Below are 13882 nucleotides of genomic sequence, written 5' to 3'. Positions count from 1 at the left end.
CGGAGGTCCAGGCGCGGATCGCCGCCAAGCGTCAGGCCGGCTGACCCGTCCGCCTCCCCGGGATTGAAAGTGTGCGTTCTAGTCCGCCTCCCCGGGATTGAAAGTGTGCGTTGCGTTCCGGCGGATGGTGTGGGTGTCGGGGTGGGTGGTGGTTGGGTGCCGTCACGGTCCCCTGAGGTTCCGGTGGTCGCCGCAGTCGGCGCAGTCGGCGCAGGACTTCACACGATGATCTACGAGACAGGCCTTAGTTGCCGCCTCCCTTGCCGCCACCGCCGTTGCCACCGCCGTTGCCGCCGCCGGGCCTCATGCCCTGGCCCTGCTCGATGACCGAGGCGGCCGTCGCCTTGCCGTTGGCCGTCGTGGCGGTGATCGTGACGTCGTCGCCCTTCTTGATGCCGTCGGTCTGCATGGTGGCGGCGTCGATGACGTAGGTCTTGGTGTAGCCGTCCGTGCTCTTCGCGGTGATCGACGTGGCGCTGATCGCCGTCACCTGGCCGTTCTGGAACTCCCCGTGCGGGGTGTCGCCCATCGGGCCGCCCAACATCATCGGGCCGCCGCCGCGCGGCGGCCCGCCGGGGCCGCCCGCTGCCTGGTCGGTCGAGCCGCTCGCCGCGTAGATCGCCACGCCCCCCGCCGCCGCGATGCCCACCGCCACGGCGACCGCGATGACGGTGCGCCGCACCGACCACTTCGGCCCGTTCGACGACGGGGGCGGCGGCGCGCCCCACCCGGCGGGCGGGGGCTGCTGCGGCGGCACCGGACTGTCGGGCGACGGCTCCCCGGCGGGCGAGGCCCCCGCGGACGAAGCGGCTGAAGCGCCGACGGGCGGGGACTGTGCGGGCTGACCGGCGTCCGACGAGCCGGGGCCGCCCCATCCGGATGCGGACCAGCCGTCGGGCGGCGTGGACCGCGGTGGCACGGATGACTCCTGTTCGGTACTCATGGGCACACCGTCGACCCCGTTCCTGTGCACCACCTGTGCCCGCCGTTGGGCCACGCTGTGACCCGCTCACCTCGCCCGCCGCCCGCACAGCTGATACACAGGATCCGCACAGGCCGACCACACCACGGCGGGTGACGATCGGAACCATGAAGAGCGAGCTGCGGCGGCCGGACGGCCAGCCGGTCCGGGTCCTCGTCGTCGACGACGAGGCGACCCTGGCCGAGCTCGTCTCGATGGCGCTACGGCTGGAGGGCTGGGACGTGCGCAGCGCCCAGGACGGCGTCGCCGCGGTCCGCACCGCGCGGGAGTTCCGACCGGACGCCGTCGTGCTCGACGTGATGCTCCCCGACGTCGACGGGCTGGAGGTGCTGCGCCGCATGCGGGCCGACTCGCCCGCGCTCCCGGTCCTGTTCCTCACCGCCAAGGACGCCGTCGAGGACCGCATCGCCGGGCTCACCGCGGGCGGCGACGACTACGTGACCAAGCCGTTCAGCCTCGAGGAGGTCACCCTGCGGCTGCGTGCCCTCATGCGCCGCACCGGCATCACCGAGGCCACGGCCGGCGCCACCCTCGTCGTCGGCGACCTCAGCCTCGACGAGGACAGCCGCGAGGTCCACCGCGCGGGCGAGCCGGTCGAGCTCACCGCGACCGAGTTCGAGCTGCTCCGCTACCTCATGCGCAACCCGCGCCGGGTGCTGTCCAAGGCGCAGATCCTCGACCGGGTGTGGAACTACGACTTCGGCGGCCAGGCCAACATCGTCGAGCTCTACATCTCCTACCTACGCAAGAAGATCGACGCGGGCCGGACGCCGATGATCCACACCATGCGGGGCGCGGGCTATGTCCTCAAACCGGCAGGCTGAGCGTCGAGGCCTCGAGACGTGGCCACTGCGCCGGCGGCTGATCGCCGAGCAGGTCATCCTGTTGGCGATGGTCTGCGTGGTCATCGTGGCCGTCACCGTGCTGGCGTTCCAGACGATCCTCATGAACCAGCTGGACGACCAGCTGGCCGAAGCGAGTGCCCGGGCCACCGGACGCCCGCTCGGCGAGGGGCCGGGCAAGCTCCCGCCCGGCGCGCCGCGGTTGCTCCAGGTGCAGGGACCCGGCACGCTGACCGCGCACATCGTCAACGGCCAGGTCGACGTGGCGCAGGAGCGGACCGGCCTCGGGGTGGACCAGGCCGTGCCGTCCGGGCAGTACACGGTGCTGGTCACCGTGCCGGCGGACGGCAAGCCCTACACCCGGAACCTGGGCAGCCTCGGCACGTTCCGGCTCATGGCGGTCCGGGTGGACCCGAAGCTGAACCCGCAGGACGTGGTGGTCACCGGGCTGTCGCAGTCCAATATGGACAGCACGTTGCTGTCGACCGGGCTGATCATCGCCGGCGTGTCGCTGGTCGGGCTGCTCGCCGCGGGCGCGGCCGGCGCGTTGATCGTGCGGCGCACCCTGCAACCACTGCAGGACGTCGCGCGCACCGCGAGCCGGGTCGCCGAGCTGCCGCTGGACCGCGGCGAGGTGGCGATCGCCGAGCGGGTACCGGCCCGCTACACCGACCCGCGCACCGAGATCGGCCAGGTGGGGCTCGCGCTCAACCGGATGCTCGGCCACGTCGACAACGCGCTCACCGCCCGGCAGGAGAGCGAGACCCGGGTGCGCCAGTTCGTCGCGGACGCGAGCCACGAGCTGCGCACCCCGCTCACCGCGGTCCGCGGGTACGCCGAGCTGGTCCGCCGCGGCGGCGACGCGACCCCCGAGGTGGCGCACGCGATCGGCCGGGTCGAGTCCGAGGCCGCCCGGATGACCGCGCTGGTCGAGGACCTGCTCCTGCTGGCCCGCCTGGACTCCGGCCGCCCGCTCGATCACTCCACAGTGGACCTGTCGCGGCTCGTGGTCGACGTGGTCAGCGACGCCCGGGTCGCCGGGCCCGACCACCACTGGCGGCTCGACGTGCCGGCCGTGCCGGTGACCGTGCCCGGCGACGACGCGCGGCTGCACCAGGTGCTGGCCAACCTGCTGTCCAACGCCAGCACGCACACCCCGGCCGGCACCACCGTCACGACCACACTGTCCACAACGGACTCCGAGGTCGTGCTGACGGTCACCGACGACGGGCCGGGCATCCCCGCGGAGCTGCTGCCGGACGTGTTCGACCGGTTCGCCCGCGGCGACTCCTCGCGCTCCCGCGCGGCCGGCAGCACCGGGCTCGGGCTCGCGATCGTGGCCGCGGTCGTGCAGGCCCACGGCGGCGACGTCGACGTCGACAGCGCGCCTGGCCACACCGAGTTCACCGTGTGGCTGCCGCTCATAGCCCGCACACAGGATTGACCCAGGAACCACCCAGCCGCGCGGGACAGCGTTGGGGCATGACTCCCGCCCCTGCCCGCGTCCGCACGATTCCGCTGGCCGCGCTGCTCGCCGGCACCGCGCTGCTCTACCTCTGGGGGCTCGGCGCCTCCGGCTGGGCGAACGCCTACTACTCCGCGGCCGCGCAGGCCGGCTCGATGGACTGGCAGGCCTGGATCTTCGGCTCGACCGACCCCGCGAACGCGATCACCATCGACAAGACGCCCGCCTCGGTGTGGGTGATGGGCCTGTCCGCCCGGCTGTTCGGGGTCAACGCGTGGAGCATCCTGGTGCCGCAGGCGCTGATGGGGGTCGCGTCGGTGTGGTTGCTGTACGCGGCCGTGCGGCGGGTCGCGGGACGGCCGGCCGGGCTGCTCGCCGGCGCGGTGCTGGCGCTCACCCCGGTCGCGGTGCTGATGTTCCGGTTCAACAACCCGGACAGCCTGCTCGTGCTGCTGCTGGTCGCCGCCGCGTACGCGGTCACCCGCGCGACGGAGACCGCGTCCTGGCGCTGGCTGCTGCTGGCCGGCGCGTGCGTGGGGTTCGGCTTCCTCACCAAGATGCTGCAGGCGTTCCTCGTGCTGCCCGCGTTCGGCGCCGCGTACCTCGTCGCCGCGCCCACGACACCCGGCCGCCGCGTCGCGCACCTCGCCGCCGCGACGGGCGCGATGATCGTCGCGAGTGGCTGGTGGATCCTGCTCGTCGAGCTGTGGCCCGGTAGCCGGCCGTTCATCGGAGGCTCGCAGACGAACAACGTGCTCGAGCTCGCGTTCGGCTACAACGGCCTCGGCCGGCTGACCGGGAACGAGGTCGGCAGCGTCGGCGGCGGTGGCGGCGGTGGCTGGGGCCAGTCGAGCTGGGCGCGCCTGCTGGGCAGCGAGATGGGGAGCCAGATCGCGTGGCTGCTGCCGGCCGCGGTGGTGCTGCTGGCCGCCGGGCTCTGGCTGACCCGCCGGGCGCCGCGCACCGACCAGGCCCGCGCGGCGCTGCTGCTGTGGGGCGGGTGGCTCGTGGTCACGGCGCTGGTGTTCAGCTACATGAACGGGATCATCCACGCGTACTACACGGTCGTGCTCGCGCCGGCCATCGGCGCGCTGGTCGCGATCGGCGCGACCCTGTTGTGGCGCAGGCGATCCGACCCGCTGGCGGGCGCGGTGCTGGCGGGTGTGGTCGGGCTGACCGCGATCGAGGCGTACGTGCTGCTCGGCACCACCACGTGGACGGCGCTGCGGGTGGTCGTGCTCGTCGGCGGGCTGGCGGCCGCGGCGCTGCTGCTGCTCGCGAGCGACCTGCCGACCCGGGCACGCCAGGGGGTCGCGGTGCTGGCCGTCGGCGCCGCGCTGGCCGGGCCGGCCGCGTACTCGGTGGCCACCGCGGCGACCGCGCACACGGGCGCGATCCCGTCGGCCGGCCCGGCCTCGACAGGTGGCCCGGGCGGCGCGGGTGGCCCGGGTGGCGGCAATCCCGTCCGGATGCTGGGCGGCGGGAAGGGTGGCGGCATGGCCGGCCTGCTCGACACCACCACCCCCGGGGACCAGCTGGTGGCGCTGCTCGAGGACAGCGCGGGCTACCGGTGGGCCGCGGCCACCGTCGGCTCGAACAACGCGGCCGGCTACCAGCTCGCGAGCGACGTGGCGGTGATGGCGATCGGCGGGTTCAACGGCACCGACCCGTCCCCGACGCTGGCGCAGTTCCAGGCGTACGTCCACAGCGGAGCGATCCACTACTTCCTCGGCGACGGCGGCACCTCGAGCTCGGCGACCGGCGGCAGCGACGCGGGCCAGCGGATAGCCGACTGGGTAGCCACCAACTACACCCCGACGACCGTCGACGGCGTCACCGTCTACGACCTCGCGAGCTGATTGCCACCCTGAGCAACCGCCGTGCCGGTCCGCGCACAACAGCCGCCGGGGGCCGCCGGGCCGTCCTAGCGTGTCCCGATGCACCAGCAACGCATCGCGATCGCCGTCGCCGCCGGGCTCTGCGTGTTGTCCGCTTTCCTGCCCTGGCTGGAAGACGTCCCCTGGTACGGCGTCATGAACGGCTTCCAGACCGGCCGGGGCACCTCCGCGATCGTGCTGGGCGCGGCGGTGCTCCTCGGTATGTTCGCGGGGAACAGGACCGCGCCGCTCACGCCCGGCGGCATGGGTCTGTGCCGGGTGGCCGGCGGGCTGGCCGTCCTGTTCGCCATCTACGGCATCGGCGCGCCGGCCGAGGTCGGCGCCGGCGGGCACCCCGGTACCGGCCCGTACTTCCTGCTTCTCGTGGGCGTGGGGATCGCCGTGCTGCCCAACCTCGTCAGGGGTGATCGCGGGCGGGCGGACAACCCGTGACGGCCGGGGCGCGAACACAGCTCACACACAGCCGGAACACATAGCCGACCCAGCAGGCCCGGCGAGCCTTGTCCCCATGACGCTCACGCTGCCCGGCACCGCCGACCGCGGACCCATCGTGCCCGACGGTGACAAGCCTGTCCTGGACGTCGTCATCCCCGTGTTCAACGAGGAGCTCGATCTCGCCGGATGCGTCCGCCGCTTACACACCCAGCTGTCCGAGCACTTCCCCTACCGGTTCCGGATCACCGTCGCGGACAACGCGAGCACCGACCGCACCCTCGAGGTCGCCCACGCGCTCGCGGACGAGCTGCCCGAGGTGACCGTCGTGCACCTGGCCGAGAAGGGCCGCGGCCGCGCGCTGCACACCGTGTGGTCCGCGTCCGACGCGCCCGTGCTCGCCTACATGGACGTCGACCTGTCGACCGACCTCGCGGCGCTGTCCCCGCTCGTGGCGCCGCTGCTGTCCGGGCACTCCGACGTCGCGATCGGCAGCAGGCTCGCCCGCGGCGCCAGGGTGGTGCGCGGGCCCAAGCGGGAGCTGATCTCCCGCGGCTACAACCTCCTGCTGCGCGGCACGCTCGCGATCCGCTTCTCCGATGCGCAGTGCGGCTTCAAGGCGATCCGCGGCGACGTCGCCAGGCGCCTGCTGCCGCACGTCTCCGACACCGGCTGGTTCTTCGACACCGAGCTGCTCGTGCTCGCCGAGCGGACCGGCCTGCGCATCCACGAGGTGCCGGTGGACTGGGTGGACGACCCGGACAGCCGGGTCGACATCGTCGCCACCGCGCTCGCCGACCTGCGGGGCATCGTCCGGCTGGCCCGCGCGCTCGCGACCGGCCGGGTGCCGATCGGGCAGCTGCGCTCGCAGCTGGGCCGCGCGCCGATCGCCGGCGTGTCCCCGAGCCTGGTGCGCCAGCTGCTCCGGTTCGCCGCGGTCGGCATCGCGAGCACGCTCGCCTACCTGCTGCTGTTCTCGTTGCTGCGGACCGGAATGGGCGCGCAGGGGGCCAACTTCCTCGCACTCGGCGTGACCGCGGTGGCGAACACCGCCGCGAACCGGCGGTTCACCTTCGGCGTGCGCGGCCGGCACCTCGCCGGGCGGCACCAGTTCGAGGGCCTGCTCGTGTTCGCCCTCGGGCTCGCCCTCACCAGCGGCTCGCTCGCGGTCCTCAACGGACTGACCGCACCAGGACGGGCGCTGGAGCTCGCGGTCCTCGTGGCCGCGAACCTCGCCGCGACCGTGCTGCGCTTCCTGCTACTCCGCAGCTGGGTGTTCCACCCGCGCCGCCAGACCGAGACCCTGAGGAGCCCCCGGTGACCACCACGCTCGCCCCGCCCGCCACCGCCGCACCAGCCGCCCCGCGCCGGGCGACCCGGCACCGGCTGCTCATGTGGCTGATGCTCGCCGGCACGGCCGCGCTGTACCTGTGGAACCTCACCGCGACCGGCTGGGCCAACAGCTACTACGCGGCCGCCACCCAGGCCGCCACCCAGAGCTGGAAGGCCTGGCTCTTCGGCTCGCTCGACGCCGGCAACGTGATCACGGTGGACAAGCCGCCGGCGTCGCTGTGGCTGTCCGGGCTCTTCGGCCGGATCTTCGGCTTCTCCAGCTGGAGCGTGCTCGCCCCGCAGGCGCTGGCCGGCGTCGCGTCGGTGTTCCTGCTGTACGCGGCGGTGAAGCGGGTCGCCGGGCCGGCGGCGGGACTCCTCGCCGGCACCGTCTTCGCGCTGACCCCGGTCGCCACGTTGATGTTCCGCTTCAACCTCCCGGACCCGCTGCTCGTACTGCTGCTCGTGGCCGGCGGGTACGCGGTGACCCGGGCCGTGGAGAAGGCGAGCTGGCGGTGGCTCGCGCTCGCCGCCGCGCTGGTCGGGCTCGGCTTCCTCACCAAGATGCTGCAGGCGTTCCTCGTCCTGCCCGCGTTCGGCCTCGTCTACCTCCTCGTCGCGCCGACGACGCTCGGCCGCCGGATCGCGCACCTGGCCGTGGCCACCGGCGCGCTCGTCGTGTCGGCAGGCTGGTTCGTCGCGCTCGTCGCGGTGTGGCCGGCGGCCTCCCGGCCCTACATCGCGGGCTCGACGGACAACAGCCTGCTGGAGCTCGCGCTCGGCTACAACGGGCTCGGCCGGATCTTCGGCGGCGACGGCAACCCCGGCGGCGCCAAGGGCGACGGCAACAACATCGGGTTCGGCGGCGCGACCGGGCTCGGCCGGATGTTCGGCGCGGCGTTCGGCAACGAGGTGTCCTGGCTGCTGCCGGCCGCGCTGATCGCGCTCGGTGCTGGGCTCTGGTTCACCCGGCGCATGCCGCGCACCGACCGGACCCGGGCCGCGCTGCTGCTCTGGGGTGGCTGGCTGCTGGGGACCGCGATCGTGTTCAGCCTGATGAGCGGCATCATCCACCCGTACTACGCGGTGGCGCTGGCGCCGGCGATCGGCGCGCTGGTCGGGATCGCGGGCGTGCAGCTCTGGCAGGGACGGACCAACCGGCCGGCCGCGGTGACGATGGCTGCGATGGTCGCCGTCACCGCGGTGTGGTCGTTCATCCTGCTGGACCGCTTCGCCTCCTGGCTGCCGTGGCTGCGCTGGGTCATCCTCGCCGGTGGCGTGGTGGTGGCGACCCTGCTCGTGGTCGGCACGCAACGGCTGGGCCGCTGGGTGGCGACCGGGGCGGTGGTCGTCGCGCTCGCCGGCAGCGGCGCGTTCGCGGTGGCGACGGCCGCGCAGCCGCACGGCGGCTCGATCCCGTTCTCCGGCCCGGCCGTGGCAGGGGACGGCGGCGGCCGGAAGGGGGCCGGCCCGGGCGAGATGAGGAACACCGCCGTGACGTCGCTGCTGGCGGCGACCACCACCAAGTGGGCGGCGGCCACGACTGACGCCACCAACGCGGCGGACCTGGAGCTGGCCAGCGGCAAGTCGGTGATCGCGATCGGCGGCTGGAGCGGCAGCGACCCGGCCCCGACGCTCGCCCAGTTCCAGCGGTACGTCGCGGATGGACAGATCAGCTACTACATCCCCGGCGGGGGCGGCGGCGGCGGTGGGGGCACGGACATCGCCCAGTGGGTGGCCGACCACTACCAGTCGACGACCGTCGGCAACCAGACCGTGTACGACCTCCGCTAGCCACGCGCGCCGGTTGGGCACCTACGATCCTCCCGTGACGAGCGCGGTGGTGCGGGAGGATCCCCAGCCGGAGCCCGTCGAGGTGAGCGCCGAACCGGCGTCCCGGCTCGTCGCGGGGCGCCGGTTCGTCACGGGACCCTGGCTGCCGAGGCTCGTCACGCTGCTCGCGGTGCTCCCGGTGCTCGGCACGCTCCGGGAGGTCGCGAACGCGGGCCGCCTGCAGCACATCGACTACCTCTACCAGCTCACCCGCATCACCAACCCGGACGGCACGCTCAAGGCGTTCGACCTCGCGAACTACCTGTCCAACGAGCACATCCTCGGCCTGCCGTCGGTGCTCTACTGGCTCAACATCCAGCTGTTCGGCGGCGACAACCGCACGCTCGGCGTGTTCGTCGTGGCCGTCGCCGCGCTCACCGTGGTGGCGCTGGGCGCGGCGCTGCCGAGGACGCTGTCGCCGCTGGTGCGGGCGGGCATCGTGGCGGCCGGCTCGGCGCTCGTGTTCAGCCCGCACGGGCTGTGGAACTTCACCCGGGCGATGAGCGGCACGGCGTGGCTGACCGCCAACCTGATCGTCGTCGTGGCGCTGCTGCTCGCGGTCCGCGGCCGGTGGTGGCCCGCCTGGGTCCTCGCGCTGCTGGGCAGCGTCACGTACGGCACGGCGTTCGCGGTCTGGCCGGTGCTGGCGGTGCTCGCCGCGGTGCGGCGGGAGGCGTGGTGGAAGCGGCTGCTGCCGCTGGCCGTGGGTGGCGTGGTGTTCGCGGTCTGGATGGCCTACCGGCCCTCGGCGCCGCTGGCCGCGGCGCCGGCCCACGACATCGGCAGCCTGCTGTACTACTTCCTCGCCGTGCTCGGGAAGCTGTGGACGGCGGACAGCGGTGGGATGGCGGCCTTCGCCGGCGCGGTGCTCCTCGGCCTCTACGCCACGCTGGCCACGAGCAAGGTCGCGCGGGAGCCGCGGCTGTGGTTCTGGTGGGCGCTGGCCGGCCACGCCTTCCTCGGCGCCGCGATGATCGCGCAGGCACGGGTCGACTACGGCGGCGAGGTCGGCATGGACACCGCCCGCTACACGTCGATCTCGGTGCTGATGTCGCTGCCCGCGATCGTGCTGCTGGCCGCCGTGGTCCACCGCCGGGCGGACCAGCGCGGCTACCGGATCGCCGGCGTGACGATCGTCGCCGGCCTGCTCGGCTACGCGCTCGGCTCACCCGACGCGGTCGCCGAGCGGGCGGCGAACAAGGAGCACCACGTGGAGGCCGTCGCCGTGCGTGGCGGGTTCAGCGACGCCTACCGCAGATACCCGCTGGCGAGCGAGCTGGTCCCCCGATTACAGGCGCTCGGCCACTACCCGTTCACCGACGACTTCACCCTCGGCTGCGGCGGCCCCGAGCTCGGTTCGACGCTGGACCTCGACGCCATGTCGCCCCTGCTTCCCGCGCGGGGCAACAAGAGGCCGAAGCACGCGGCCGGCGCGGTGGAGTGGACCGAGCCGGCCGACCCGGCCCCCTTCTTCAACGGCAAGCCGGTCCCCGTCTTCCACGGCTGGGCCGCCGACGCGGCCGATCCCGTCCGCTGCACCGTGATCGTCGACGGCACCGGCACGATCGTCGGCGGCGGCGTGAGCGGGCAGACCCGCACCGACCTCGCCCTGCGGTACGCCGGCATCGCCCCGAACTCGGGCTTCACCGTGATCGGCCCGGTCGACGCCGGCGGCCGCATCGTGGTCATCCAGACCAGCGGCGCGCTGCGCTGGCTGCCGGCCGAGATTCCCCCACCGCCCCCGACCCAGCCGCCGCCACGCTGACCGTCACCAGCTGCCGCGGTGGTCGGTGTCGCGTGAGAGCTGTGGTTTATGGCAGATCTGGGTCGTCCGTCGGGTGAGCGAAGTGGGCAGCCGATGTCGTGAGCCAGGCACGAGAAGCCTCGATGTCAAGTGCGGCCTCGTCGAGCCCGGTCACGATTCGGTGGTAGCACGCCACGGTCTCTTCGCGTTCGAGGAACGCGACCGAGTTGAGGTGCTCGACATAGACGACCGGGTTGTACTCGTCGAACTCCAGCAGTTCGAACGGCTCGTGCGCGAGCAGGCGTTCGGGGACGATGCGGATTCGCAGGTGCGGTCGTACGGACATTCGCAACAGGTCGTGGATCTGTTCGGACATGATTTGGCGGCCAGGTCCGGTCCGGGTGAGGGCGTGCTCGTGCAGGAAGAACAGGAACCGGACCGGTGGATTCCGGTCGAAGATCCACTGCCGGTCCAGGCCCGCGGCAACCCGGTCCTCGATTTCCTCGGTGGGTATCACCGGCTGTGCCTGCAAGGCGGCACGTCGGTAGCTCTTGGTCTGGAGCAACGCGGGCACCATCGCCGTCGCGACGCACACGATGGTGGAGGCTGTGCGCTCCACATTGCTCAACGTGGTCAGTCGTACCGGAAGTCGCTCGCCGTGTAGCTGCAGCCAGGTCAGCTCCCGCGCGTCTCTCGCCAGTTCGAGGGCGGCGTCCCGGGGCGGCCCCACCACGTCGCAGACGGCCAGGAACGCCGCCAGGTCTACCTGCTTCACCCCGCGCTTGCCGCTGAGCAGCCGGCTCACCCGGCTGGCGTCCCAGCCGAGCTTGTGCGCTACCTGCCGGCCGGTGAACCCGTTGTTCCGTGCGGCGTTCGCCAACGTGCGGCCCAGTTCACGCGATCGGACGGTCGGATCTTGGTCGAACACCCGGAACTCCTTGTGAGTAAAGGCGATTGCCGCAGTGGGGCGAGTGGGAATCGAACCCACCGCCGAGGGATCATGAGTCCTACTTTCTGGAGAGTAAGCAAGCCGATGACGGCTGGGACAGCAAGTTGCTCGTTATTGCTCGCAACCGTGAAACTGGTCCTGTTGCGGGGCAAACACGAGCTATGCGTCCGGGAGCTGCTGGGCGAGATCGTCGATCACGCGAGTGATGATGGCGCGGGCCGCCCTGCCATAGCTGGCGGCGGCGGAGAGCTCGTCGAAGACAGAGCTGTACAGCTCTATCTCCTGGGGTTGTGCGAGATTGAGCGCTGCCGAGTACGTCTCGATCAATACCCGGTCGTCGTCGTAGATCCAGAAGCCGTGCCAGGGGGACGCGGTGTACGGAGTATCGAACCCGATGATGCCGAGCCGCACATTGGGCAACCCGGACAGCGACACGAGACGGTCAAGCTGACCGAGCATCGCCTCTGGTGAGCACAGGCGGAAGCGCAGGGCGGCTTCGGTGAGAACGAAGTGAAACCGCTTGTCCGGCCGGTAGAAGATGTCCTGACGCTTCATGCGTCCTTCCGCGGCCTCGTTGGCCTTGCCAGGTAACTTGAACACCCGGATGCCCTCGGCGTAACGCGCGCGAGCGTATTCGAAGGTCTGGAGCAGCCCTGGGATGACGGTTGCCTCGAACACCCGGAAGAGCCGGGTCTTCTGATCCAGCTCGGACATGACACTCTGACGCGGACGGATACCGCCGCGAAATACCCGCTGCCACTCGGCATGTTGGACTTCGAGCGTCCGGAGCGAGGCGAGCAGAGCCGAGGTCTCGCTCTCGCTGTTCGTAGCTCTCGTCCAGTCTTCTATGTCAGTGACGCTCGGCGTCTGCTTACCATTCTCGATCTTCGAGATCTTCGAGGCTTGCCATGCCAACGACTCCGCGAGCTCTCTGCCGGTCAGGTCGGCTTCCTGCCGAAGCTCCCGTAGTCGTATACCCAGCGCCATGCGCGCCTCGTGGACATTCGACACGCCAGTGGCTTTACTCCTCGGCAAAGTCTTCCCGCCGTATCGCATGATGCCAGGCGGCGTCACGCCAGTAGTTGTGCCGGACTATCTCCACCGGATCTTCGATGACCTCGCCGCCCAGGAAGCTCACGTGATCGTCGAAATGCATCCGCACCAACGTGCGTGAGTCGAACAGCCAGTAGTCATGCGTCGGCAGTTGTCCCGCTTGGTCACGAGGAAGGTAGCGGATGTCCTCGCCGGCTCGGCCCGTGAACTCGGAGCACCAGACGCCGAATCGGCTGTAGTCGGTGAGCGGCCTGGTCACCACACGGACACGTAAGAAACGACGTCCTTCCGCCTTGCCCTCGTCGAGCATGCTCAGCCAGCTCTGCATCCAGGACAGGTCGTCCGGCTCACCGGCGAGAAACTTTCGCAGAGGCTCGTTCTCACTCGAAACGTCGTACTGGTCGTACGTCTCCAGGCGGAAGGCTGTGTGCTCGAAGCTGTGGAAGAGCCGCCGGAATTCCGAGCCAGGCTTGATGAGCCGGGTCAGTGCCCCTCCTCGAGGTAGCGACGTGCGTAGAACTTGAGGACCTCCTCGGGGATCTCGATCAGCGTCTCGTGATCGGGAACCGGACCGATATCGGCCAGCGCCTGCGGATCGGTCACCTTCCAACCTTGGGCGATGTACGTGACGCGGTCCGTCCTGTCCGTGGCGAACAGGGTAGGTGAGTTGTCCATCTGCGAGTCGGGGTCCTTGCCGAGGAACTGAGCGCGCATCTTGACTCCTTGCGAGCAACTTGCGGGAACTTGCTCATGGTCTCGCCCGTGGCTCACCTCGTCAAGGCGGGCGCGCAACGCGCCACTACAGCTGCCCGCGGATGCTGGGGTGTTCCCGGCGTCGGGCCGGCCCAACGTCGTTGACCACGTCGAGGTCAAGGTGGCGGCCGCGATGCGAGACAGTGGCGAGACGTCCGGCGTGCTCGTCATCAACAACTCGGGCGGGCCGTGCCTGATCGACGAGGAGGGGACCGTCGCGCCGATGTCGTGTCTGGCGTACCTGCCGCAGTTGTTGCCCGCTGACGCGACGCTTACCGTCTGGTGGCCGGACCCCAGCGGCGGGCAACCGCACAAGCAGACCTTCGTGGGAGGCCAGTCGTGACACGATCGACCGGGAACCGATTCCGGCGCGCCGATCTCGCTCACGGCGCCGACCACGTCCTGGTGCCGAGTGCGACGTTCCGCGACGACGCCGGCTCGTCGTTCACGGCGACCTTCGGTACAGAGACGGCGCTCCGCACGTTCCTGGACATGGTGCTGCGGTATCCCGGCAGGACCTCGACTGTCACGATGTTCCTTAAGCCACGCGGGTATAGGCCGGCGCCGTCCGCGCCGCCCGAGTTCCTTCCGTCCAGCCT

The 13882-nt window shown here is 71.4% G+C and carries 14 protein-coding genes; 9 read left to right on the top strand and 5 right to left on the bottom strand.

What is annotated here, in order from left to right; all coding sequences use genetic code 11:
• Positions 1–244: 244 nt before the first annotated feature.
• Entirely contained in the window at positions 245–757 is a 513-nt protein-coding gene (locus VGD70_RS07180) for a hypothetical protein (protein WP_331079362.1), read from the bottom strand.
• A gap of 332 nt (positions 758–1089) precedes the next feature.
• On the opposite strand from VGD70_RS07180, the gene VGD70_RS07175 reads away from it, so the two are divergent.
• From VGD70_RS07175 to VGD70_RS07145, 7 genes are all read left to right on the top strand, one after another.
• The gene (locus tag VGD70_RS07175) at positions 1090–1806 is read left to right on the top strand and encodes a response regulator transcription factor (RefSeq protein ID WP_331079360.1); all 717 of its coding nucleotides are present in this window, start codon (positions 1090–1092) and stop codon (positions 1804–1806) included.
• Positions 1784–3268 carry a sensor histidine kinase gene (locus VGD70_RS07170; RefSeq protein ID WP_331079358.1) on the top strand — a complete coding sequence of 495 codons (1485 nt, stop codon included), beginning with the start codon at positions 1784–1786 and terminating at the stop codon, positions 3266–3268. Before VGD70_RS07175 ends, VGD70_RS07170 begins: the two co-directional genes overlap by 23 nt.
• A gap of 38 nt (positions 3269–3306) precedes the next feature.
• Complete coding sequence (locus tag VGD70_RS07165) at positions 3307–5148, top strand: glycosyltransferase family 39 protein (RefSeq protein WP_331079356.1); 1842 nt, start codon at positions 3307–3309, stop codon at positions 5146–5148.
• 78 nt (positions 5149–5226) lie between these two features.
• The gene (locus tag VGD70_RS07160) at positions 5227–5619 is read left to right on the top strand and encodes a hypothetical protein (RefSeq protein ID WP_331079354.1); all 393 of its coding nucleotides are present in this window, start codon (positions 5227–5229) and stop codon (positions 5617–5619) included.
• Between the two features lie 76 nt (positions 5620–5695).
• Positions 5696–6940, top strand: a complete 1245-nt coding sequence (locus VGD70_RS07155) for a glycosyltransferase (protein ID WP_331079353.1) — start codon at positions 5696–5698, stop codon at positions 6938–6940.
• Positions 6937–8745 (top strand): glycosyltransferase family 39 protein, encoded by a 1809-nt coding sequence (locus tag VGD70_RS07150; protein WP_331079351.1) that lies wholly within the window; start codon positions 6937–6939, stop codon positions 8743–8745. Before VGD70_RS07155 ends, VGD70_RS07150 begins: the two co-directional genes overlap by 4 nt.
• 34 nt (positions 8746–8779) lie before the next feature.
• Positions 8780–10549, top strand: a complete 1770-nt coding sequence (locus tag VGD70_RS07145) for a hypothetical protein (protein ID WP_331079349.1) — start codon at positions 8780–8782, stop codon at positions 10547–10549.
• A 46-nt stretch (positions 10550–10595) separates the two neighbouring features.
• On the opposite strand, the gene VGD70_RS07140 is transcribed toward VGD70_RS07145, so the two are convergent.
• The 4 genes from VGD70_RS07140 to VGD70_RS07125 form a co-directional block, all read right to left on the bottom strand.
• The gene (locus tag VGD70_RS07140) at positions 10596–11516 is read right to left on the bottom strand and encodes a helix-turn-helix transcriptional regulator (protein WP_331079348.1); all 921 of its coding nucleotides are present in this window, start codon (positions 11514–11516) and stop codon (positions 10596–10598) included.
• A 120-nt stretch (positions 11517–11636) separates the two neighbouring features.
• Positions 11637–12488, bottom strand: a complete 852-nt coding sequence (locus VGD70_RS07135; protein WP_331079347.1) for a helix-turn-helix transcriptional regulator — start codon at positions 12486–12488, stop codon at positions 11637–11639.
• A 10-nt stretch (positions 12489–12498) separates the two neighbouring features.
• Positions 12499–13005: a DUF6879 family protein gene (locus VGD70_RS07130; RefSeq protein ID WP_331079363.1), complete on the bottom strand. Its 507-nt coding sequence runs from the start codon at positions 13003–13005 to the stop codon at positions 12499–12501.
• A gap of 8 nt (positions 13006–13013) precedes the next feature.
• Entirely contained in the window at positions 13014–13244 is a 231-nt protein-coding gene (locus VGD70_RS07125; protein ID WP_331079345.1) for a hypothetical protein, read from the bottom strand.
• 1 nt (position 13245) lies between these two features.
• Between VGD70_RS07125 and VGD70_RS07120 the strand changes: the two genes are divergently transcribed.
• Both VGD70_RS07120 and VGD70_RS07115 read left to right on the top strand, forming a co-directional pair.
• Positions 13246–13626, top strand: coding sequence for a DddA-like double-stranded DNA deaminase toxin (locus tag VGD70_RS07120; protein WP_331079343.1), 381 nt, complete (start codon positions 13246–13248; stop codon positions 13624–13626).
• The coding region (locus tag VGD70_RS07115; RefSeq protein ID WP_331079341.1) for a hypothetical protein at positions 13623–13882 on the top strand (260 nt) is incomplete at its 3' end. The genes VGD70_RS07120 and VGD70_RS07115, both read left to right, overlap by 4 nt.

The sequence above is a fragment of the Actinophytocola sp. genome (assembly GCF_036402745.1).
Classification (GTDB): Bacteria; Actinomycetota; Actinomycetes; order Mycobacteriales; family Pseudonocardiaceae; genus Actinophytocola.
The sequence above is the reverse complement of the archived record's forward strand: the minus strand, read 5'-3'. Positions and strand labels throughout refer to the sequence as shown.

Bases quoted from the DNA above. Each gene is read 5' to 3' on its own strand.
- VGD70_RS07170 (WP_331079358.1), top strand. From the start codon at position 1,784: ATGTCCTCAAACCGGCAGGCTGAGCGTCGAGGCCTCGAGACGTGGCCA.
- VGD70_RS07165 (WP_331079356.1), top strand. From the start codon at position 3,307: ATGACTCCCGCCCCTGCCCGCGTCCGCACGATTCCGCTGGCCGCGCTG.
- VGD70_RS07125 (WP_331079345.1), bottom strand. From the start codon at position 13,244: ATGCGCGCTCAGTTCCTCGGCAAGGACCCCGACTCGCAGATGGACAAC.
- VGD70_RS07175 (WP_331079360.1), top strand. From the start codon at position 1,090: ATGAAGAGCGAGCTGCGGCGGCCGGACGGCCAGCCGGTCCGGGTCCTC.
- VGD70_RS07160 (WP_331079354.1), top strand. From the start codon at position 5,227: ATGCACCAGCAACGCATCGCGATCGCCGTCGCCGCCGGGCTCTGCGTG.
- VGD70_RS07155 (WP_331079353.1), top strand. From the start codon at position 5,696: ATGACGCTCACGCTGCCCGGCACCGCCGACCGCGGACCCATCGTGCCC.